The sequence below is a fragment of the Rugamonas sp. DEMB1 genome, from assembly GCF_029834475.1.
Lineage (GTDB): Bacteria > Pseudomonadota > Gammaproteobacteria > Burkholderiales > Burkholderiaceae_D > Rugamonas > Rugamonas rubra.
Map to the genome: position 1 here is coordinate 1,982,062 of NZ_CP122407.1, position 21,042 is coordinate 2,003,103.

Consider the following 21,042-nt stretch of genomic DNA (forward strand, 5'->3'; position numbering starts at 1 on the left):
GCACCTCACGATGCCGCCGCCGGAGGCCCCAAGCCCCCGGCGGCGGCATCGTCATTTCTGCGCTGCGGATTAAGCGCTGCGTTCGGCGAAGAAGGCCGACGGCGTGCTGCCGAAGGTCTTTTTGAACATCGCCGAGAAGGCCGACTGGCTGGCGTAGCCAAGCTGTTCGGCCACCTGCGCCAGCGGCATGCCGCGCGCGATCAGCGGCGCGGCGTGCGCCAGCCGCACCTGCTGGCGCCACTGCACGAAGCTCATCCCCAAGTCGCGTTCGAACAGCCGCGCCAGCGTGCGCGTCGAGGCGCCTGCCTGCGCCGCCCACTGGTCCAGGGTCAGCGGCGAGCCGGGCTGGGCGATCAGCGCCGCGCACAGTCCCTTCAAGCGCTTGTCCGTCGGCAGCGGCACGCGGATCGGCCGCGTCGCCGAGCGGCCCACCTCGTCCAGTATCAAGGCGGTCAGCAGCGGCTCGCGCGCGTGCGCCACGCCCAGGTCGAGCTGCTCCAGCGCAGCGACCAGCTCGCGCAGCAGCGGCGACACCTCCAACACCTCGCACTCGCCGCCGGGGAAGGGCGCCTGCTCGGCCTGCACCCACAGTGGCCGCAGTCGGGTCTTCTGCAGCACCGTCACCTCGTGCACCACATTGGGTGGAATCCAGATCGCCCGTTGCGGCGGCACGATCCAGCTGCTGTTGTTGGCCGTCACCCGCACCACGCCCTCCATGGCGTAGGTGATCTGGCCCCAGGGATGGCTGTGCGGCGGCAGGTGCTCGTCGGCCTGCAGGTTGCGCGCGCTCATCGTCAGCGGGCGCGCGGGTGTCGGATCGTTGCAGGGCCGGTAGTGGCTGGTGTGGGTGACGACGGGTATCGGCATGGCGGAATGAATAAGGATTTGGCGGAATCGCGACAAAGCTTGTCTTCCTATCTTAAATCAGTCGCCCGCATTTTGCTTACACTGGGTTTCCAATTTTGAAACAGGAGTGCAAGATGAGTACAAGCACACTGCGGCAGGACGCCCGCGTGATCGGCCTGGTCGGGCTGGCGCACGGCGTGTCGCATTTCTTCCACCTCGTGCTGGCGGCGCTATTCCCCTGGCTGAAGACCGCCTTCAACCTCAGCTACGCCGAACTGGGTCTGCTGATGACGGTGTTCTTCGCCATCTCCGGCGTTGGCCAGGCGTTGGCCGGCTTCGTCGTCGACCGCTACGGCGCGCGCGCCGTGCTGTTCTCCGGCATCAGCCTGCTCGGCCTGTCGGCCCTGCTGCTGGCCGCCGCCAACAGCTACACCATGCTGATGCTGGGCGCGCTGCTGGCCGGCGCCGGCAACAGCGTGTTCCACCCGGCCGACTACACGCTGCTCAACCAGCGCGTCTCCTCGGCGCGGCTGGCGCACGGCTTCTCCGTGCACGGCATTAGCGGCAACATCGGCTGGGCGGCGGCGCCGCTGTTCCTGACCTTCGTCGCCGGCTTGTCGAGCTGGCGCGTGGCCCTGCTATGCGCCGCCGTGCTGCCCTTCGCCGTGCTGCTGGTGCTGGCGCTGAACCGCCACGCGCTGCGCCCCGACCCCATCGTCCACCACGCCGCTGGCGCCGCGCCGGCCGGCTCGCTCGACTTCCTGCGCCTGCGCTCGGTGTGGATGTGCTTCGGTTTCTTCCTGCTGACCGCCGTGGCGCTGGGCGGCATCCAAAGCTTCGCCTCGCTCAGCCTGGTGGCGCTGTTCGGCATGCCGCTGGCCTGGGCCACCGGCGCCTACACGATCTACATGGTGGCCTCGGCGCTGGGCATGGTCTACGGCGGTTTTTTGGCGGCGCGTTCGCCGGACCACGACCGCACCATCACCTTCGCCTTCTCCTTTGCCGCCTTGCTGGCTTTGCTGCTGGCGCTGGCCGTCACGCCGGCCTGGTTGGCGGTGGTGTTGATGGGATTGATCGGCCTGGCCTCCGGCGTGGCCGGCCCGTCGCGCGACCTGTTGATCCGCGCCGCCGCGCCGAAGAACGCCACCGGCCGCGTCTTCGGCGTGGTCTACTCGGGCTTGGACAGCGGCCTGGCGCTCGGCCCGCTGTTGTTCGGCGCGCTGATGGACGCGCACCGGCCGGCCTGGGTGTTCGTCTGCATCGCCCTGTTCCAGGCGTTGGCGATCCTGACGGCGGTGGGCGTGGGCGGCAATACCCGCGCGTTGCGGCTGCAAAAAGTTTAGAATTGTCCGCACGATAAATCCACTGTGGAGTAACGATGAGCTTTGCGACGACCGACCTGTGCGACGACAACCCGGCCCTGCTGGAGGAGGGCGGCCTGGCCGTGCTGCCGCCGCTGTTCCTGCACTTTGGCCTGCACGCCAAATTCAGCGGCCCGGCGCGCACCTTGAAGGTGTTCGAGGACAACGCGCTGGTGCGCGCCACGCTGGAGACGCCGGGCGACGGCCACGTGCTGGTGATCGACGGCGGCGCCAGCATGCGCCGCGCCCTGGTCGGCGGCCAACTGGGCCTGCTGGCGCAGAACAACGGCTGGAGCGGCATCGTCGTCAACGGCTGCATCCGCGACAGCGGGGAGATCAACGCCTGCGCCATCGGCGTGCGCGCGCTGGGCTTGCATCCGCAAAAGAGCAGCAAGAAGGGCGAGGGCGAGCGCGAAGTGCGCGTCTGCATCGCCGGCGTGACGGTCGCCCCGGGCGACTGGATCTACGCCGACGCCGACGGCGTCCTGGTCGCCCAACAGAAACTCGCCTGATCCCCCGCAACACGCCCCGCCACCTCGCCGCCCGACCCTTGCCGCCCAACAATATGCCTCGCGCAGTTGGGCGGTAACATCGTTTCTCCGGTCTCCGCCGTCCATCTGTCGTTTTTCCAGCAAACTATTTTCGGCTTGTCGCGCCGCCCGCGCCGTTTTTTTTCATCTGGCGGGAAAAGAATTCCACATTATGGGAAATGATGTGTGTGCGCAGCATCTGTTTCTTTCATGGAGAGGAATTTCATTTCGCATTCCGGGAAATGAAAACTAAGCCATTGATTTAATGATGATTTAATTCGCTTATATGTCTTATATAAGACTATTGTTGCGCGGCACAAAAAGGGCTATGATTTATTCAAAGGATGTCGTTTTTAACGTGTACGTGAATAAGGAGAACACCATGGCAACTCGTGAACAGCAAGTAGCAGCCCTGCAAAAAGACTGGGACACCAATCCACGCTGGAAGGGGGTTACCCGTACCTACAGCGCGGACGACGTGGTCCGTCTGCGCGGCTCCCTGCAGATCGAGCACACCCTGGCCAAGCGCGGCGCCGAGAAACTGTGGAACCTGGTCAACAACGAGCCCTTCGTCAACGCGCTCGGCGCGCTGACCGGCAACCAGGCCATGCAGCAGGTCAAGGCCGGCCTGAAGGCGATCTACCTGTCCGGCTGGCAAGTGGCCGGCGACGCCAACCTGGCCGGCGAAATGTATCCCGACCAGTCGCTGTATCCGGCCAATTCGGTGCCGATGGTGGTCAAGCGCATCAACAACACCTTCCAACGCGCCGACCAGATCCAATGGTCGGAGGGCAAGGACGACATCGACTTCTTCGCCCCCATCGTGGCCGACGCCGAAGCCGGTTTCGGCGGCGTGCTCAACGCCTATGAATTGATGAAGTCGATGATAGCCGCCGGCGCCGCCGGCGTCCACTTCGAGGACCAGCTGGCCTCGGTGAAGAAATGCGGCCACATGGGCGGCAAGGTGCTGGTGCCGACCCGCGAGGCGGTCGAGAAGCTGACCGCCGCCCGCCTGGCGGCCGACGTGATGGGCACCTCGACCCTGGTGATCGCCCGCACCGACGCCGAGGCGGCCGATCTGCTGACCTCGGACGTGGACGACAACGACCGTCCGTTTTGCACCGGCGAGCGCACCGTCGAGGGCTTCTACAAGGTCAAGCCGGGCATCGAGCAGGCCATCGCGCGGGCGCTGGCCTACGCGCCCTACGCCGACCTGGTCTGGTGCGAAACCGGCAAGCCGGACCTGGCCTTCGCCAAGCAGTTCGCCGACGCCGTGCACGCCAAGTTCCCCGGCAAGATGCTGGCCTACAACTGCTCGCCCTCGTTCAACTGGAAGAAGAACCTGGACGACGCCACCATCGCCCGCTTCCAGAAGGAGCTCGGCGCGATGGGCTACAAGTTCCAGTTCATCACCCTGGCCGGCTTCCACGCGCTCAACTACGGCATGTTCAACCTGGCCCACGGCTACGCGCGCCGGCAAATGTCGGCCTTCGTCGAATTGCAGGAGGCCGAATTCGCCGCCGCCGACAAGGGCTTCACCGCCGTCAAGCACCAGCGCGAGGTCGGCACCGGCTACTTCGACGCCGTCACCCAGTGCATCCAGAACGGTCAAAGCTCGACCACCGCGCTGCACGGCTCGACCGAGGACGAACAGTTCTTCGACGCCAAAAAGGTCGCCTAAGGGCGCAACGATTAGGGGTATGGCGGGTGAGATTCCCGCCGCTTTCACAAGCCGTCACGGGAGTAGGCGCTGTGGCGGCTTCTTTTTTTCTCAGCGCCGGTCCGCGCTCAGGGCGTGGGCAGGTGCTGCATCAGACGTTGCTGGAAGGTGGCGGCGTCGCCGACGTTGGCCATGTCGTCGGCCACGTCGACATAGTGCAATTGGTGGCCGGCGGCGAAGCTCACGCTGGCCTCGATGTCGCCGTCGCGCTGGCTCAGGCTGTGGCCCTGGACGGCGGCCAGCACATTGCCCCGGTCGTCGGTTACGATGGTCATCTTCATAGCAGCCCCCCGCCTTGCAGGTTGTGGAAGCAGCCGCCGGCGCCCAGGTTGCGGATGTCGACGAAGTAGGTGACCACCTCGTCGTTGTTCTTGCGCTTGCGCTGGTGCTCGGCCTGGTGCACCGCGCCCAGGTTGGGCGCCTTGACGTCGGCCTCGGCGAACTGCGGGCCGTGGTCGTCGCCGTAGCTGAAGTTCCAGAACGCGGTCTCGCCCGGCGCCAGATACACCAGGGGACCGATATTGGTAAATGCCATGATTTCCTCCAAGAAGAAAGCCCGGGCGCGGGTGCGTCCTGGCAGTTTCATCATAGGCAGGGGCGCCGGCGTCGCATTGATCCAATCGGTGTCGCGCTTGGGCTCGCTCCCGCCGACCGGCTGGCCGGCGGCCTAGGGCTCGGCGCCGGCGTATTGCTGCTGCAGCCTGCGCAGCGTGCCGTTCCTGCCCAGCGTGGCGAGCGCGCCGTTCCAGCGCGCCAGCTCGGCCGCCGGCACCGCCTTGGACAGCGCGATATAGCCCTTGGAATGGGCGATGCGCACCGGCGTGGCCTGGATCGCCGCCGCCGCGATTTGCGCTTCGCGCAGCTTGTGGCGCAGCCCGCCGTCGGCCGAGGCGACCAGGTCGACCCGGCCCAGCATCAACATCTGGAAGCAGCCGACATAGTTGTTGTGGCGGTAGAGATTGTGCAGGCCGGCGGCGGCCAGCAGCTCGTCGTGGACATTTCCGTTGAGCACGCAGACGCGCAGCGGCCGGGCGTCGGCCAGGCTGCGGATGCCGGTCGGCGCCGCCGTCCTCTCGTACAGATAGTCGGACTCCTCCGAGATCGGCCCGACCCAGGCGAACTTGTCCTCGCGCTCGGGCGTGCGGTCCAGGTTGAACAGCACGACGTCGTCGCGGCTGCGCAGCATGGCCAGGCCGCGCGCCAGCGGCACCTCGTCGATGCGCTCGGGCAGGCCGAGCTGGACCAGCATGGCGTGCACCAGCTCGACATAATAGGCGCGCTTGCCGCCGTTCGGCTTGCCGTGCAGGGTGCCGTCGCGCAGCGCGGTCTGGCCGCCGCCGCTGTGGGTGTAGACGTGCCAATCCTGCGCCGGGGCGGCGCGGCAGATCAGCGAGAGGGAGAGCAGTGACAGGGGAAGCAGGCGTTTCATGCGGGGCGGTGCGGTTTCGTGTGGCGTTAACTTGCCTAGAATACAGCAGAATCGACCGCGCCACGGCAGCGTTTTGTTTCCCAATGTAAGCCCGGCGGCGGCCGGCGGCGCCGCGCTTTTTTGGCGTCGCGGGCGTTCTGGTGGATAATGGCGGTATTCTTGCGTCTCGCCATGCTGCGGACGCCTATCGTTCAGGCGCCCCGCGCCGCCGCGCCGCCACCCCATTTTAGGAATTACCAAGTTATGTTGAGTTACCGCCACGCCTTTCACGCGGGGAATCACGCCGATGTGTTGAAACATTTCGTGACCATTCAGTTGTTGCAGTATCTGAACCAGAAGGATACCGCCTACAGCTATATCGACACGCACTCCGGCGCCGGCGTCTACGCCCTCGACGGCGGCTACGCCTCGAAGAACGCCGAGTTCGAAACCGGCATCGGCCCGCTGTGGAACCGCACCGACCTGCCGGCGCCGCTGAAGGAATACGTCGACCTGGTCAAGGCGATGAACCCGAGCGGCAAGATGCGCTACTACCCCGGCTCGCCGTACTGCGCCGACCAGGTGGCGCGCGAGCAGGACCGCCTGCGCCTGTTCGAGCTGCACCCGGCCGACGCCAAGATCCTGGCCGACAACTTCCGCAAGGTCGAGGCGCACGCCGCCGCCCAGGGCGTGCGGCCGACCACGCGCGGCAAGCGCGTCATCATCACCAAGGGCGACGGCTTCCACGCCCTGAAGGCGATGCTGCCGCCGCCGTCGCGCCGCGGCCTGGTGCTGATCGACCCGCCGTACGAGGACAAGATGGACTACCGCAAGGTCAAGGACACCCTGGCCGACGCCCTGGTGCGCTTCCCCGGCGGCACCTACGCGGTCTGGTATCCGGTGCTGCAGCGCATGGAGTCGCGCCAGTTCGCCGACAAGCTCAAGCAACTGCCCGGCGAGTGGCTGCACGTCACGCTGACCATCAACACGCCGATGCCCGACGGCTTCGGTCTGCACAGCAGCGGCATGTTCGTCATCAACCCGCCGTACACGCTCGAGCCCATGCTCAAAGAAATCATGCCCTACCTGGTCAAGGTGCTGGGCAAGGATGCCGGCGCCAAATTCGTGCTCGAATCGGGCCAGCCGATGGTTGGGCGCAACACTAGCGCGCGCCGGCCGCAAATCAGCAAATAAGATATTGTCAGGACTGTCGCGATAGGGTTAGTCTAGTAACAGCCGGGATGCGATCGACATCCCGGCCGGGCTTGCCGTGGCCCAGCCACGGCCACCAGTGCTAATCGCAGATTGGGATTTCCCATGACCACCGGTTTGTCACCGTCGACCCATTTTCCCGCCACGCTCGCCAATCAATTCTTCCTGGCGCGCCAACCCATCCTCAACCGCCATCAACGCCTGGTCGCCTACGAGCTGTTGTTCCGCAACACGGCCGAGCGCAACGAGGCCGACTTCGCCGACGACGCCGAGGCCACCGCCACGGTGATCGCCCACGCCTCCGAGCTGGGCATGGGGCAGGTGGTGGGCGAGCAGATGGCCTTCGTCAACGTCGACACGGTCGGTCTGATGAGCGACTTCATCAGCTTCCTGCCCAACAACAAGGTGATCCTGGAGATCCTCGAGACCGTCAAGGCGACACCCGAGGTGGTCGAGCGGGTGCGCGAGCTCAAGCGCGCCGGCTTCCGCTTCGCCCTCGACGACGTCGTCGCCGACTCGGACGACGTGCGCACCCTGCAGCCGCTGTGCGACATCATCAAGGTCGACATCAAGGACATGCATCCGGGCACGCTGCGCACCCTGGCGCGCACGCTGAAGAATCCGCAGCAGAAACTGCTGGCCGAGAAGGTCGAGACGGTCGAGGAGTTCCAGCAGTGCATGGCGATGGGCTTCGAATACTTCCAGGGCTATTATTTCGCCCGCCCGGTCATTTTGAGCGGCAAGAAGATCGCGCCCTCGCAGCTGGCCATCCTGCACCTGCTCGACCTGCTCGGCACCGACGCCGACAGCCACGTCATCGAACGCAGCGTCAAGCACGACGCGCTGATCTCGCTCAACCTGCTGCGGCTGGTCAACACGCCCTCGGTCGGCGCGCGCTTCCGCATCAATTCGGTGGGGCACGCGCTGGTGGTGCTGGGGCGGCGCCAGTTGCAGCGCTGGCTGCAGATCCTGCTGTACGTCAAGGCGGGGCAGCGCCAGGAGTTCACCTCGCCGCTGTTGCAGATGGCCACCACGCGCGGCAAGACCATCGAGTTGATGATGGAAAAGCTGCGGCCGGGCCAGCGCGTCAGCGCCGACATCGGCTTCACCGTCGGCATCATGTCGCTGATGGACACCTTGTTTTCGATCAAGATGAGCGACGTGCTCGACAGCGTCAACGTGCTCGACGAGGTGCGCCAGGCGCTGCTGCACCGCAGCGGCGACTACGGCAGCATGCTCAGCTTGATCGAGCATATCGAACTGGCCGAGCGCGGCCCGGTGCTGGCGAAGATGCTGCACGAGCTGCAGTTGACCCCCGCCGAACTGTACGAGATCCAGCTGGCCGCCTTCGACTGGGTGCACGAGTACGCCCACGGCGTGCAGTAGCGGCTTGGGTTTCACCCCGCACCCCGCTACGCCGCGGGGTCTGACCCCGTACGGGGTCAGACCCCTTTGCTTGTGGGGTTTGCCGGCCCACCACGGTCGCGCGCCGGACCCCATCCGCCGCTACTGCCCCAGCAGCAGGAACACGGTCGGCTTCTTGTGGAAGTCCGGCGCCTTGCCGGCCGTCAGCAAACCTTTCCACTGCGCGCCGGTCATGGTGCGGATGCTCTCGCTGGCCAGGCTGATGTCGGTGGCCACGCAGATCAGCGTGCCGGGCTGGCAGTTGGCCACCAGCGCCTCGAGCATGGCGGCGTTGCGGTAGGGCGTCTCGATGAACAGCTGGGTCTGCTTTTCGCCGCGCGAGCGCTGCTCGAGCTCCTTGACGCGCTTGGCGCGCTGCGCCGCGTCGGTCGGCAGGTAGCCGTTGAAGGCGAAGCTCTGGCCGTTCAGGCCGCTCGCCATCACCGCCAGCAGCAGCGACGACGGCCCGACCAGCGGCCGCACCGGCACGCCGTGCTGGTGCGCCAGGCGCACCAGGTCGGCGCCGGGGTCGGCCACCGCCGGCACGCCGGCCTCGGACACCAGGCCGGCGTCGCGCCCGGCCAGCAGCGGCGCCAGCAGGCCGGCCAGCGCCTGCGCCGGGGTGTTGACGTTCAATTCGGAAATCTGGATCTCCTGCAGCGGCTTGGCCAGCGGGTGCTGGGCGGCGATCAGCTTGAGGAAGGCGCGCGCCGTCTTGGCGTTCTCGGCGACGAAGTAGTCGAGGCCGGCGGTGGTGCGCTGCACCTGCTCGGGTATCACTTGCGACAGCGCCGCTGTCTCGCCGAGGGTGTTGGGGATCAGGTAAAGGGTGCCGGGAGTGCTCATGGGTCGCTAACTAGTGTGTCGGTGGGTAATAGGGGGAGGGTGCGGGGCGGGCGCCTCAGGCGCCGAAGAAGGCCACGCCGGCGCGGCGCAGCATGCCGGTCAGGGCGATCAGCGGCAGGCCGGTGAGGGCGCTCGGGTCGCTGCTGGCGATGCGTTCGAGGATGGCGATGCCCAGGCCCTCGTTCTTGGCGCTGCCGGCGCAGTCGTAGGGCTGCTCGATGCGCAGATAGGCGTCCAGCTCGGCGTCGGGCAGGTCGCGGAAGGTGACCACGGTCTGCACGTCCTCGAGCTGGGCGGCGGCGGCCGGGTCGGCGGCGCGGCCGTCCCACAGGCACAGGGCGGTGTGGAACACCACCTCGCGGCCGCGCATCTTTTGCAATTGCAGCAGGGCGTTGGCGTGGTCGCCCGGCTTGCCGATCTGCTCGCCGTCCAGGGTGGCGACCTGGTCCGAGCCGATCACCAGGCAGCCGGGCAGGCGGGCGGCGACGGCGGCGGCCTTCTCGCGCGCCAGGCGCAGCGCGGTGGCGCTCGGCGTCTCGCCGGCCAGCGGCCGCTCGTCCAGGTCGGGCACGGCCACCTCGAAGGGCAGGCCCAGGCGTTGCAACAATTCCTTGCGGTAGGCGGAGCTGGAGGCCAGCACCAGGCGGACGGGCGCGGCGGCGGCGGTGGTGACGGTTGCTGGCGGGACGGCGGACGGACTAGTTGTGTTGAAGGTCATTTTTATAGGTGTGGAGCAAGTTTTAAGCGGGGAATAGGGCGGCAACACTGGCTCCCGGGGGCGAAATGTTATATGCTCTGGGACCGGGCAGGCAAGGCACGCATTAGAACGAAAAAAATGTGCTAAGGCTTTGACTCGGCGGCGAAAACCCTGTTATTATCGCAGGTTTTCCGGGGAAATTTTCTACCAATGAACGCTTTTGTGATCGACGCCTTTGAATTCTGTCGGATCAGCGGGAGCCGCGAGGGCGTCACGCCTGTCGCCGAAATGACCCGGTTGACCAAGGATTGCGCGGACCAGTCTGGCTCCATCGCCTGGAAAATCGTGGGAAGCACCAGCAAGACGGGCTTTCCGACGATAACCATGTCGGTGACCGGCACGGTGCAACTGATCTGTCAGCGCTGCCTGACCCCGTATGCCCATAAGATCGACGCCTCCACCCTGCTGATGCTGGGCAAGGACGACGATCAGGCTGATGAAATCGAAGAAATGTTGGACGACGAGACGATCGACGTGATCGTCGGCAGCCGCACGATGAATGTGGCCGACCTGGTCGAGGACGAGGCCCTGTTGGCCCTGCCGCACACGCCGAAGCATGGCGCCTGTCCGGACACCTCGGCGCTGGACGCCCTCAAGGTGGCCAAGAAGTCGCCCTTCGACGCCCTCAAGGGCCTGAAACCAGAATAAACCGCAGTACCGAATTGTAGTGTTGTAAAGAACGTGTCAAACGCGTGTAGTAATCGAGTATGGCAGTGTGTAGTGAAAACGTAGTAAAAGTGGTTTAACGATGTCGGCAAGACAAGCAAGCTCGGTTTTGCCGCTGGGATACTCGATTCGCATGTATTTGCCAGTCGAATGTGTTAAAATTTTAGAACTTATGTATTAGGAGTCATCATGGCAGTTCAACAGAACAAGAAGTCCCCTTCGAAGCGCGGTATGCACCGTTCGCACGATTTCCTGGTAGCACCACAACTGGGTATCGAGCCAACCACCGGTGAAACCCACCTGCGTCACCACATCAGCCCTAACGGCTTCTACCGTGGTCGCAAAGTCCTGAAAACCAAAAACGACGAGTAATCGACGTTTTTAGTAGGCTAAGATAAAAGCGGTGCGACGTGGTGTATACCGGCGTGGCGCCGCTTTTTCTTTATCATCGGCTGCAATCCTCTTTTGCACACCGTCATTTTGAATCGCGTCGACCCTGTCCGCTAGTGGTCCGCCCCTTGCCGCAGCTTGCCCCAGAAGGGTTGGAGCGTGGTACTGAATCAAAACAATGACAATCAAAATTTCTATCGACTGCATGGGCGGAGATCATGGCCCGTCGGTCACCATTCCCGCCGCAATTTCCTTCGTAAAAGCTGAACCGGACGCCGAGCTGATCCTCGTCGGCCTGGAAGACGTCATCCGCGCCGAGCTGAAAAAGCACCACGCCGAAGCCCATCCCCGCCTGTCCGTGCTGCACGCCTCCGAGCAGGTGCTGATGGACGATCCGCTCGAGGTGGCCCTGCGCCGCAAGAAGGACTCGTCGATGCGCGTGGCCATCGAGCAGGTCAAGGACGGCAAGGCGCAGGCCGCCGTCTCGGCCGGCAACACCGGCGCCCTGATGGCCGTGGCCCGCTACGTGCTCAAGACCATGGCCGGCGTCGACCGTCCGGCCATTTGCAGCATCATGCCCAACGAGAAGGACGGCCCGACCTATATGCTCGACCTGGGCGCCAACGTCGACTGCGAGTCGCACCACCTGCACCAGTTCGCCATCATGGGCTCGGTGCTGGTCGGCGCGATGGAAAACATCGCCCGGCCGACCATCGGCCTGCTCAACGTCGGCACCGAGGACATCAAGGGCAACGAGGTGGTCAAGCAGACCGCCAAGCTGCTGCAGGCCGACCACGAGCGCGGCGCGCTGAACTACTACGGCAACGTCGAGGGCAACGACATCTTCAAGGGCACGGTCGACATCGTCGTCTGCGACGGCTTCGTCGGCAACGTCACCCTGAAGGCGGTCGAGGGCGTGGCCCGCTTCATGGGCAACATGCTGCGCAGCGAATTCAAGCGCAACATCTTCACCATGTTCGCCGCGCTGATCGGCATGGGCGCGCTCAAGTCGATCAAGGCCAAGTTCAACCCGGCCCGCTACAACGGCGCCAGTTTCCTCGGCCTGCGCGGCCTGGTCTTCAAGAGCCACGGCAGCGCCGACGCATATTCCTTTGAATGGGCGATCAAGCGAGCGTATGATGCTGCAAAAAATGACGTGCTGGCACATTTGTCGACCATGATCGCTGAACTGATGCCGCGCGACCCGGTAGCACCGGAATTACCCAGCTCAACTATTTAGTGGACGGTAGAACGGCATGACTTTGTACAGCAAAATTATCGGCACCGGCAGCTATCTGCCCGAAAAGCGCGTGACCAACCAGGAGTTGACCGAGCAGTTGGCGGCCAAGGGCATCGAGACCTCGGACGAATGGATCTTCTCGCGCAGCGGCATCTCGGCGCGCCACTACGCCGAGCCGGAGCAGAAGTCCTCCGACCTGGCGGTGCACGCCGCCCGCCAGGCGCTGGACATGGCCGGCCTGCAGCCCGACGACATCGACCTGATCATCGTGGCCAGCTCGACGCCCGACTTCTTCGGCAGCTTCCCCAGCACCGCCTGCATCGTCCAGCGCAAGCTGGGCATGAGCAACCACTGCGCCGCCGTCGACGTGCAGGCCGTTTGCAGCGGCTTCGTCTACGCCGTCGCCACCGCCGACAGCTTCATCAAGTCCGGTGCGCACAAGAAGGTGCTGGTGATCGGCGCCGAGGTGTTCTCGCGCATCCTCAATTTCGACGACCGCGGCACCTGCGTGCTGTTCGGCGACGGCGCCGGCGCCATCGTGCTGGGCGCCTCGGGCGAGCCGGGCATCCTGGCCACCAAGCTGCACGCCGACGGCCGCCACGCGGACATCCTCAGCGTTCCGGGCAACGTTTCCGGCGGCGCCGTCGCCGGCAGCGCCTTCCTCTACATGGACGGCCCGGCGGTGTTCAAGCTGGCCGTTTCCGTGCTGGAAAAGGTCGCCCACGAGGCGCCTGGAGCACGCCGGCATGCGCGCCGACCAGCTCGACTGGCTGATCCCGCACCAGGCCAACATCCGCATCATGAACAGCACCGCCAAGAAACTCGGCCTGCCGCTGGAAAAAATGGTGGTCACGGTCGACCAGCACGGCAACACCTCGGCCGCCTCGATCCCGCTGGCGCTCGACATCGCCGTGCGCGACGGCCGCATCAAGAAGGGCGACAACGTGATGATGGAAGGCGTAGGCGGCGGCTTCACCTGGGGCGCCGTCCTGGCGAGGATGTGATGGCTTGCTTCTACTCGGCGGGACTTGGCGCGGATGTAAGGGCAGGGATGTAATTTTCTGGAAGTAATTTAGAATTAGAATTCTAAAGGCGCCCGTCCAGCTTGCTTCGGGCGCGCTCCAGTGTAAGGTTGGCAAACCCGCAAGTATGCGGATGCCCAACACAGACTACAACGAGACGGAATCTCAGCATGACTAAATTTGCATTTGTTTTCCCCGGCCAAGGCTCGCAAGCGATCGCGATGCTCGACGGCTTCGCCGGCAACCCGGTGGTCGAACAGACCGTCGCCGAGGCGTCCGACGCCCTGCAATTCGATCTGGGCAAGCTGATCGCCGAGGGGCCGAAGGAGGAGCTGGACCTGACCACCAACACCCAGCCGGTGATGCTGACGGCCGCCGTGGCCGTCTACCGCGCCTGGCTGGCCGCCGGCGGCCCCGTGCCGAACGTGGTCGCCGGCCACAGCCTGGGCGAATACTCCGCCCTGGTGGCCGCCGGCGTGATCGCCTTCAAGGACGCCGTGCCGCTGGTGCGCTTCCGCGCCCAGGCGATGCAGGAGGCGGTGCCGGTGGGGCAGGGCAGCATGGCCGTCGTGCTCGGCTTGTCCGACGAGGACGTGCGCGCCGCCTGCCTGGAGGCGGCCGCCGCCGCGCCCGGCCTGGTGGTCGAGCCGGTCAATTTCAACGCGCCGGCCCAGGTGGTCATCGCCGGCCACACGGCCGCCGTCGAGCGCGCCTGCGAACTGGCCAAGGCCAAGGGCGCCAAGCGCGCCATGAAGCTGCCGGTGTCGGCGCCGTTCCACTCCTCGCTGCTCAAGCCGGCCTCGGACCGCCTGCGCGACTACATGGCCGGGCTGCATTTCGCCGCGCCGCAGATCGCCCTGATCAACAACGTCGACGTCGCCGTGCTGAACGATCCGGCCAGCATCAAGGACGCCCTGGTGCGCCAGGCGGCCAGCCCGGTGCGCTGGGTCGAGACGATGCAGAAGGTGGCCGCCGAGGGCATCACCCAGGTGGTCGAGTGCGGCCCCGGCAAGGTGCTGATGGGCCTGGCCAAGCGCATCGACGCCACGCTGGTGGGCGACGCCATCGTCGACCAGGCCTCGCTCGAACGGGTGCTGAGCTTGCTCAAGTAGGACCGGCTGGCGCCAAGGCGCCAACTGGTGCAGTATGATTAATTACGTTTAAGGACTTCCATGAATCTGCAAAATCAAGTCGCCCTGGTCACGGGCGCGTCGCGCGGCATCGGCAAGGCGATCGCGCAGGAGCTGGCGCGCCAGGGCGCGCGCGTGATCGGCACCGCCACCACCGAGGCCGGCGCCGAGGCGATCAGCGCCTATCTGGCCGAGATCGGTCCCGAGGCCGGCTGCGGCCTGGTGCTCAACGTGACCGACCCGGCGCGCTGCGCCGCCGTCATCGACGAGATCGGCAAAGCCTGGGGCGCCGTGGCGATCCTGGTCAACAACGCCGGCATCACCCAGGACCAGCTGGCCATGCGCATGAAGGACGAGGAGTGGGACAGCGTTATTTCCACCAACCTGTCGGCGGTCGGCCGCCTGGCCCGTGGCGTGCTGCGCGGCATGATGAAGGCCAAGGCCGGCCGCATCATCAACATCACCTCGGTGGTGGCCTCGTCGGGCAATCCCGGCCAGATGAACTACGCGGCGGCCAAGGCCGGCGTGGAGGGCATGAGCCGCGCGCTGGCGCGCGAGATCGGCAGCCGCAACATCACCGTCAACTGCGTCGCGCCGGGCTTCATCGACACCGACATGACCAAGTCGCTGGGCGAGGAGCAACACGCCGCGCTGCTGACGCAGATCCCGCTGGGACGCCTGGGCAAGCCGGAGGACGTCGCCGCCGCCGTCGCCTTCCTGGCCTCGCCGCAGGCCGCCTACGTCACCGGCAGCACGCTGCACGTGAACGGCGGCATGTACATGAATTGACGGACCCGGGCGGCCCCGGGCCGCCTGTTCCCGTCATTTAGTAGTGATTTCGGAATATTTAGCAGCAGACACCGAAATTAGTTTTTAGGTGCGCAAACCTGATAAAATGCGCGCTTTCCGTAACAAACATAATGGAGCCATAACATGTCGGATATCGAACAACGCGTAAAGAAAATCGTCGCTGAACAACTGGGCGTCGCCGAAGCGGACATCAAAATCGAATCGTCGTTCGTCGACGACCTCGGCGCCGATTCGCTCGACACCGTTGAGCTGGTGATGGCCCTGGAAGACGAGTTCGAAATGGAAATCCCGGACGAACAAGCCGAGAAGATCACCACCGTGCAGCAAGCGATCGACTACGCTACTGCCCACGTCAAGGCCTAAGCCTGTCCGATCGACTCCAGGAGAATCGCTTGAGCCGTTCTAAAAACCGTCGTGTAGTGATTACTGGCCTGGGTTGCGTTTCGCCCGTCGGCAACACCATTGCCGAAGCATGGAGCGCAGTCACCGAGGGCAAGTCGGGTATCGCCAACATCACCAAGTTTGATGCGCAGCCCTTCAGCACCCACTTCGCCGGCGAAGTCAAAGGCTTCAACATCGAGGATTACATCCCCGCCAAAGAAGCCCGCCACATGGATACCTTCATCCATTACGGCATGGCCGCCGGCATCCAGGCGGTGCAGGATTCCGGCCTGGTCGTGACCGAGGAAAACGCCGACCGTATCGGCGTGATCATCGGTTCGGGCATCGGCGGTCTGCCGCTGATCGAGGAAACCAAGCAGGACTACGACAAGCGCGGCCCGCGCCGCATCTCGCCGTTCTTCGTGCCCGCCTCGATCATCAACATGATCTCCGGCAACTTGTCGATCAAGTACGGCATGCGCGGTCCCAACCTGTCGATCGTGACGGCCTGCACCACCGGCCTGCACAGCATCGGCGTGGCGGGGCGTCTGATTGAGTACGGCGACGCCGACATCATGATCGCCGGCGGCGCGGAAGCGACCGTTTCGCCGCTGGGTCTGGGCGGCTTCGCCTCGGCCCGCGCGCTGTCGACCCGCAACGACGACCCGGCGACCGCTTCGCGGCCGTGGGACGCCGACCGCGACGGCTTCGTGCTGGGCGAGGGCGCCGGCGTGATGGTGCTCGAAGAGTACGAACACGCCAAGGCGCGCGGCGCCAAGATCTACGCCGAGCTGCTCGGTTTTGGGATGAGCGCCGATGCTTATCACATGACCTCGCCGCTGGAGGATGGCAGTGGCGGCAGCAAGTCCGTCATCGCCGCGCTGGCCAACGCCGGCGTCAATCCCGACCAGGTGCACTACCTCAACGCCCACGGCACGTCGACCCCCTTGGGCGACATGGCGGAAGTGATGGGGATCAAGCGCACCTTCGGCGCGCACGCCAAGAACATGGTGGTCAACTCGACCAAGTCGATGACCGGCCATTTGCTGGGCGGCGCCGGCGGTCTGGAGGCGGTGTTTACGGTGCTGGCGGTACACCACCAGGTGTCGCCGCCGACCATCAACATCTTCAACCAGGACCCGGCCTGCGATCTGGACTTCTGCGCCAACGTGGCGCGGCCGATGAAGATCGAGTATGCGGTGAAGAACTCGTTCGGCTTCGGCGGCACCAACGGTAGCCTCGTGTTCGGAAAAGTTTGAACTTTTTAGCGCCCGCCCTGGTCGAACAGGGTGAGCGTTGATTCGGTGCCCGCGTTCGCGGGCACCTGAATTGCCCGGCCTTCGCGGCCGGCGCTTCCAGTTTTTTCCCTTTTTGCATTACCCACTGTCGTTCAGTCATGTCGATCGCGGTGTCCGTCGTCGTTCGCCCCTCGGCCCGTCTGCGCCTGTCGCATACGGCCGTGTGCGTTTGCGGCATGGCCGCGTCCGTCTTGTGCCCGGGCTGGTGCTGGCCGGCCGCCTGCCTGCTGGGCGGGGCGGCGGGGCTGCTGTTGCCGCCGCGCCAGCCTATGCTAAGCCGGCTTGATATTTCCGCTGTCGGACAAATTCGGCTGACGGTATACCAACAGACAGGGGCCGTCAGCGCCGCCGAACCGGTCGTCTTGCTGGCCGGATCGACGCTGTGGCCGGGCTTGCTGTTGCTGCGTCTGCGCCATGCCGATGGCCGCTTGACGACGTTGACGGTGGTGCCCGGCGCGGAGCTGCGCGGGTTGGTGGTGGCGTGTCGCGCCATCGCCGCGCGCGGCGTTGAGCAGTAAAAAAAATGCAAAAACCGTGAACTTATTGCAGTGCGCTAACTCTATAGCTGTATGGGGGCTGTTTCGGCTCAATTGAAACCGCCGCCGGGAGCGCCCACGCTGCAGGCCACCAAGGATATCGGGAGTGACAACAGAACGTGAGTGTGATCAGCTGCTGGTCGACAGGGTCCGGGCAGGTGAGAGGCAGGCATTCGATTTGCTGGTGTCGAAATACCAGCGGCGCTTGATGCGGCTGGTGTCGCGCATCGTGCATGATCCGGCGGAGGCCGAAGATGTGGTGCAGGAGACGTTCATCAAGGCCTACCGCGCCTTGCGGCATTTCCGCGGCGAGTCGGCCTTTTACACCTGGCTTTACCGCATCGGCATCAACACGGCGAAGAATTTCCTGATCAACCAGGGCCGCCGCACGCCGACTTCGACCGACACGGACGCCGAGCAGGCCGAGATGTTCGACGACGGCGACCACCTGCGCGATATCAACACGCCGGAGTCGTTGCTGGCCAGCAAGCAGATCGCCCAGACGGTCAACGCCGCCATGGACGCCTTGCCGGTCGATCTGCGCACCGCCATCGCCTTGCGCGAGATCGAGGGTCTGAGCTACGAGGAGATCTCGGCGATCATGGCCTGCCCGATCGGCACCGTGCGCAGCCGTATCTTCCGTGCGCGCGAGGTGATCGCGGAGAAATTGCGCCCCTTGTTGGATTTGCCGATTGACAAGCGCTGGTAAGGCGGCAATCATCAAATGGGGCACCCGGGCAGGGTGTGGCGCGGCGCGAACTGTTGGCATAGACCAGGTTGGAAACGTGATGGATACCCTGAAGAGTCTGCATGAAAACATCTCGGCGCTGGCCGACGGCGAGCTGCCCGATAGCGAATTGGAGCTGACGCTGGCCGCGCTGAACGACCCCGAGGCGCGCCTGGCCTGGCAGGCCTACCACCTGGTCGGCGACGTGCTGCGCGGTGCCGAGGCGCGGCCCGGCCTCGACTTCGCGGCGCGCGTGGCGGTCCGCCTGGCGGCCGAGGACGGCGCGGCCGGGGCGGCGCAGGCCGGCCCGGTGGCGCTCGCGCAGCAGCCGCCGGCGCCGGCACAGCAGGCCCAAGTGCAGGTCCAGGCGGCCGACGCGGCCGCGCGCCAGACCGGCCCCGGCGGCGGTGCCTTGGTGGCGCCCATTCTGCCCTAGCGCCGCTGTCGAGGCGCCGGCGGCTGCAACCCCACCCCAAGGCGTGGAGCTGGGGTCAGACCCCGGGTTTGCGCCCCGGGGTCTTGTTTGCCAGCCACACCCATCTGCCTGCCCCCCCCCCGCCGCCCCTTGAAAAAGCTGCCAGATGCTATATCTTGCGCATGCGGCAAGGCGAAATTTCGCTTACCATGTGTCTCGCTCCCGCCGTTCGCCCCGGCGCGTGGCGGCCGGGGCGGCCCGCGTTTCCCGAACTCCAAAAAAGAACGATACTTTCCATGAAAAACAACTTCTCTGCTGGTAGTAAAACCTTGTCGGCGCTGATGCTCAGCGCCGGAGTCCTGTTCGCGCCCGCCGTGCTCGGCCTGGCGCCCGCCGCCCAGGCCGCCGCCGTGGCCGGCCTGCCCGACTTCACCGAGCTGGTCGACAAGGTCGGCCCGGCCGTGGTCAACATCCGCACCACCGAGCGCCTCAAGCTGGGGCAGGGCGGCCAGGGCGGCCCGAGCGACGAGGAGATGCAGGAGTTCCTGCGCCGCTTCTTCGGCGGCGCCGTGCCGACGCCGAATCCGGGCGGCAAGGCGCCGCGCGGCCGCCGCCAGGCGCCGCAGGGGGAGGAGGTGCAGCGCGGCGTCGGCTCCGGCTTCATCATCTCGCCCGAGGGCTATGTGCTGACCAACGCCCACGTCGTCGACGGCGCCGACGAGGTCTATGTGACCCTGACCGACAAGCGCGAGTTCAAGGCCAAGGTGCTGGGCGCCGACGCCCGCACCGACGTGGCGCTGTTGAAGGTGGAGGGCGGCAAGCTGCCCAGCCTGACCATGGGCGATTCGAGCAAGATCCGCGTCGGCGAGTGGGTGATCGCCATCGGCTCGCCGTTCAACCTGGAGAACACCGTCACCGCCGGCATCATCTCGGCCAAGTCGCGCGACACCGGCGACTACCTGGCGCTGATCCAGAGCGACGTCGCGGTCAACCCGGGCAACTCGGGCGGCCCCTTGATCAATATGCGCGGCGAGGTGATCGGCATCAATTCACAGATCGCCACCCTGTCCGGCGGCTACAACGGCATCTCCTTCGCCGTGCCGATCGACGAGGCGATGCGCGTCTCCGACCAGTTGAAGAAATCGGGCAAGGTCACGCGCGGGCGCATCGGCGTGCAGATCGGCGAGCTGAGCAAGGAAGTGGCCGAGTCGCTGGGGCTGAAGAGCGCGCAGGGCGCCGAGGTCTCGCTGGTCGAGCCGGGCGGCCCGGCCGACAAGGCCGGCATCCGCGCCGGCGACATCATCCTCAAGTTCAACGGCGTGCAGATCAACCGCTCGTCCGACCTGCCGCGCCTGGTCGGCGGCACCGCGCTGGGCAGCCAGGCCACGGTGACCATCTGGCGCAAGGGCGCCCAGCAGGAGCTCGGCGTGGCCATCGCCGAGCTGGAGGCCGACAAGAGCGCCAAGGCCAAGGCCGAGGCCGCCAAGCCGAAGGCCGAGCTGGCCGCCAACGCGCTGGGCCTGAAGGTCAGCGACCTGACGCCGGCGCAGAAGAAGGCGCTCGACCTGGACGGCGGCGCGGCGGTCGACGCGGCCGAGGGCGTGGCGGCGCGCGCCGGCCTGCACGCCGGCGACGTGATCCTGCAACTCAACAACGTCGAGATCAAGGACGCCAGGCAGTTCAACGCCGCCGTCGCCAAGCTCGATCCGAAGAAGGCCTCGGTGGTGCTGGTGCGGCGCGGCGACGTGACGCAGTTCGTCTCGCTGCGGCCGGCGGCCAAGTAACTCCCAAGGCGGAAACCGAGTCCCTAGGGTCAGACCCTAGGGTCTGACCCTGGTTTTGGGCCGGCGGCCGGCGCCTTACATTTTTTAACTATCGTTCATTCGCATGCACTTCACCCTTTACTCCCGCGGCTATTGCCACCTGTGCCAGGACATGCTGGACGCGCTGATGCTGCTGCACACGCCGCAGCGCCCGTTCACGGTGGCGGTGGTCGACATCGACACGGCCGGCGACGCCGCCTTGCTGGCCCGTTTCGACGAGCTGGTGCCGGTCTTGTTCGCCGACCCGGCGCAGCCCGAGCTGTGCCACTATTTCCTCGACGAGGAAAAGGTGCGCGCCGCGCTGGCCTTGGAAAGTTGACTACTCAACAATTTCCGCCGCCGCCGACCCGCTTTTTTGCCTCAAAACATTGGTGAAAATGCATTTCCCGTCCGGCCGGGCGTCATAACACGGGCTTTCCACTCTGAAATCCGGTAAAATGCGGGGTTAGAAAAGCTAAGTTTCGCGTTTTAGTGATTGTATTCAAGGCGCTCGCCAGGGCATCACGCCCCGCTCGGAGCG

24 protein-coding genes and 1 pseudogene are annotated in these 21,042 nt (G+C 65.5%); 18 read left to right on the forward strand and 7 right to left on the reverse strand.

Going from position 1 to position 21,042, the window contains the following annotated elements; translation table 11 throughout:
- Positions 1 to 69: 69 nt before the first annotated feature.
- A complete protein-coding gene (locus tag QC826_RS09115; protein ID WP_279765279.1) occupies positions 70 to 867 on the reverse strand; it encodes an AraC family transcriptional regulator in 798 nt (265 codons plus the stop codon).
- A 113-nt stretch (positions 868 to 980) separates the two neighbouring features.
- On the opposite strand from QC826_RS09115, the gene QC826_RS09120 reads away from it, so the two are divergent.
- The 3 genes from QC826_RS09120 to aceA all read left to right on the forward strand — a co-directional run bounded on the left by QC826_RS09120 (position 981) and on the right by aceA (position 4,418).
- Positions 981 to 2,189, forward strand: coding sequence for an MFS transporter (locus QC826_RS09120; RefSeq protein WP_093387044.1), 1,209 nt, complete (start codon positions 981 to 983; stop codon positions 2,187 to 2,189).
- Positions 2,190 to 2,224: 35 nt separating this feature from the next.
- The gene (gene rraA / locus QC826_RS09125) at positions 2,225 to 2,719 is read left to right on the forward strand and encodes a ribonuclease E activity regulator RraA (protein WP_093387042.1); all 495 of its coding nucleotides are present in this window, start codon (positions 2,225 to 2,227) and stop codon (positions 2,717 to 2,719) included.
- Between the two features lie 400 nt (positions 2,720 to 3,119).
- The gene (aceA, locus tag QC826_RS09130; protein WP_279765281.1) at positions 3,120 to 4,418 is read left to right on the forward strand and encodes an isocitrate lyase; all 1,299 of its coding nucleotides are present in this window, start codon (positions 3,120 to 3,122) and stop codon (positions 4,416 to 4,418) included.
- Positions 4,419 to 4,525: 107 nt separating this feature from the next.
- Here the strand turns inward: aceA and QC826_RS09135 are convergent, their stop codons facing one another.
- The 3 genes from QC826_RS09135 to QC826_RS09145 all read right to left on the reverse strand — a co-directional run bounded on the left by QC826_RS09135 (position 4,526) and on the right by QC826_RS09145 (position 5,886).
- Positions 4,526 to 4,732 (reverse strand): hypothetical protein, encoded by a 207-nt coding sequence (locus QC826_RS09135; protein ID WP_279765282.1) that lies wholly within the window; start codon positions 4,730 to 4,732, stop codon positions 4,526 to 4,528.
- A gap of 2 nt (positions 4,733 to 4,734) precedes the next feature.
- The gene (locus QC826_RS09140) at positions 4,735 to 4,992 is read right to left on the reverse strand and encodes a hypothetical protein (protein WP_279765283.1); all 258 of its coding nucleotides are present in this window, start codon (positions 4,990 to 4,992) and stop codon (positions 4,735 to 4,737) included.
- A gap of 132 nt (positions 4,993 to 5,124) precedes the next feature.
- Entirely contained in the window at positions 5,125 to 5,886 is a 762-nt protein-coding gene (locus QC826_RS09145) for an ABC transporter substrate-binding protein (RefSeq protein WP_279765284.1), read from the reverse strand.
- A 243-nt stretch (positions 5,887 to 6,129) separates the two neighbouring features.
- Between QC826_RS09145 and QC826_RS09150 the strand changes: the two genes are divergently transcribed.
- Positions 6,130 to 7,059: a 23S rRNA (adenine(2030)-N(6))-methyltransferase RlmJ gene (locus QC826_RS09150; protein WP_279765285.1), complete on the forward strand. Its 930-nt coding sequence runs from the start codon at positions 6,130 to 6,132 to the stop codon at positions 7,057 to 7,059.
- Positions 7,060 to 7,182: 123 nt separating this feature from the next.
- Positions 7,183 to 8,463, forward strand: a complete 1,281-nt coding sequence (locus tag QC826_RS09155; protein ID WP_279765286.1) for an EAL and HDOD domain-containing protein — start codon at positions 7,183 to 7,185, stop codon at positions 8,461 to 8,463.
- Between the two features lie 120 nt (positions 8,464 to 8,583).
- Here the strand turns inward: QC826_RS09155 and QC826_RS09160 are convergent, their stop codons facing one another.
- Together QC826_RS09160 and QC826_RS09165 are read right to left on the reverse strand one after the other, a co-directional pair.
- A complete protein-coding gene (locus tag QC826_RS09160; protein WP_279765287.1) occupies positions 8,584 to 9,327 on the reverse strand; it encodes an SAM-dependent methyltransferase in 744 nt (247 codons plus the stop codon).
- 55 nt (positions 9,328 to 9,382) lie between these two features.
- The gene (locus QC826_RS09165; RefSeq protein ID WP_409567865.1) at positions 9,383 to 9,967 is read right to left on the reverse strand and encodes a Maf-like protein; all 585 of its coding nucleotides are present in this window, start codon (positions 9,965 to 9,967) and stop codon (positions 9,383 to 9,385) included.
- A 267-nt stretch (positions 9,968 to 10,234) separates the two neighbouring features.
- Between QC826_RS09165 and QC826_RS09170 the strand changes: the two genes are divergently transcribed.
- Both QC826_RS09170 and rpmF read left to right on the forward strand, forming a co-directional pair.
- The gene (locus QC826_RS09170) at positions 10,235 to 10,732 is read left to right on the forward strand and encodes a YceD family protein (RefSeq protein WP_279765289.1); all 498 of its coding nucleotides are present in this window, start codon (positions 10,235 to 10,237) and stop codon (positions 10,730 to 10,732) included.
- A gap of 207 nt (positions 10,733 to 10,939) precedes the next feature.
- Positions 10,940 to 11,122 (forward strand): 50S ribosomal protein L32, encoded by a 183-nt coding sequence (gene rpmF / locus QC826_RS09175; RefSeq protein WP_008449924.1) that lies wholly within the window; start codon positions 10,940 to 10,942, stop codon positions 11,120 to 11,122.
- Between the two features lie 9 nt (positions 11,123 to 11,131).
- Here rpmF and QC826_RS09180 read toward each other — a convergent pair whose 3' ends face one another.
- On the reverse strand, positions 11,132 to 11,347 hold the full coding sequence (locus tag QC826_RS09180; RefSeq protein WP_174900465.1) for a hypothetical protein: 216 nt from the start codon (positions 11,345 to 11,347) through the stop codon (positions 11,132 to 11,134).
- Here QC826_RS09180 and plsX point away from each other — a divergent pair.
- The 11 genes and pseudogenes from plsX to QC826_RS09235 all read left to right on the forward strand — a co-directional run bounded on the left by plsX (position 11,319) and on the right by QC826_RS09235 (position 20,841).
- Positions 11,319 to 12,380, forward strand: coding sequence for a phosphate acyltransferase PlsX (gene plsX, locus QC826_RS09185; protein ID WP_279765298.1), 1,062 nt, complete (start codon positions 11,319 to 11,321; stop codon positions 12,378 to 12,380). The genes QC826_RS09180 and plsX overlap by 29 nt on opposite strands.
- A 16-nt stretch (positions 12,381 to 12,396) precedes the next feature.
- Positions 12,397 to 13,384: pseudogene (locus QC826_RS09190) on the forward strand (beta-ketoacyl-ACP synthase III).
- Positions 13,385 to 13,572: 188 nt separating this feature from the next.
- Positions 13,573 to 14,514 carry an ACP S-malonyltransferase gene (fabD, locus tag QC826_RS09195; protein ID WP_279765300.1) on the forward strand — a complete coding sequence of 314 codons (942 nt, stop codon included), beginning with the start codon at positions 13,573 to 13,575 and terminating at the stop codon, positions 14,512 to 14,514.
- Between the two features lie 60 nt (positions 14,515 to 14,574).
- Positions 14,575 to 15,321: a 3-oxoacyl-ACP reductase FabG gene (gene fabG / locus QC826_RS09200; protein WP_279765302.1), complete on the forward strand. Its 747-nt coding sequence runs from the start codon at positions 14,575 to 14,577 to the stop codon at positions 15,319 to 15,321.
- 144 nt (positions 15,322 to 15,465) lie between these two features.
- Positions 15,466 to 15,705 carry an acyl carrier protein gene (gene acpP, locus QC826_RS09205; RefSeq protein WP_008449912.1) on the forward strand — a complete coding sequence of 80 codons (240 nt, stop codon included), beginning with the start codon at positions 15,466 to 15,468 and terminating at the stop codon, positions 15,703 to 15,705.
- A gap of 29 nt (positions 15,706 to 15,734) precedes the next feature.
- Positions 15,735 to 16,982: a beta-ketoacyl-ACP synthase II gene (fabF, locus tag QC826_RS09210; protein ID WP_093387014.1), complete on the forward strand. Its 1,248-nt coding sequence runs from the start codon at positions 15,735 to 15,737 to the stop codon at positions 16,980 to 16,982.
- Positions 16,983 to 17,119: 137 nt separating this feature from the next.
- Positions 17,120 to 17,539, forward strand: coding sequence for a hypothetical protein (locus QC826_RS09215; RefSeq protein WP_279765304.1), 420 nt, complete (start codon positions 17,120 to 17,122; stop codon positions 17,537 to 17,539).
- Between the two features lie 124 nt (positions 17,540 to 17,663).
- A complete protein-coding gene (gene rpoE, locus QC826_RS09220) occupies positions 17,664 to 18,266 on the forward strand; it encodes an RNA polymerase sigma factor RpoE (RefSeq protein WP_279765305.1) in 603 nt (200 codons plus the stop codon).
- Positions 18,267 to 18,345: 79 nt separating this feature from the next.
- Positions 18,346 to 18,720 (forward strand): sigma-E factor negative regulatory protein, encoded by a 375-nt coding sequence (locus QC826_RS09225; protein WP_279765306.1) that lies wholly within the window; start codon positions 18,346 to 18,348, stop codon positions 18,718 to 18,720.
- 275 nt (positions 18,721 to 18,995) lie between these two features.
- On the forward strand, positions 18,996 to 20,483 hold the full coding sequence (locus QC826_RS09230; RefSeq protein WP_409567783.1) for a DegQ family serine endoprotease: 1,488 nt from the start codon (positions 18,996 to 18,998) through the stop codon (positions 20,481 to 20,483).
- Between the two features lie 103 nt (positions 20,484 to 20,586).
- On the forward strand, positions 20,587 to 20,841 hold the full coding sequence (locus QC826_RS09235) for a glutaredoxin family protein (RefSeq protein WP_279765307.1): 255 nt from the start codon (positions 20,587 to 20,589) through the stop codon (positions 20,839 to 20,841).
- Positions 20,842 to 21,042 lie beyond the last annotated feature (201 nt).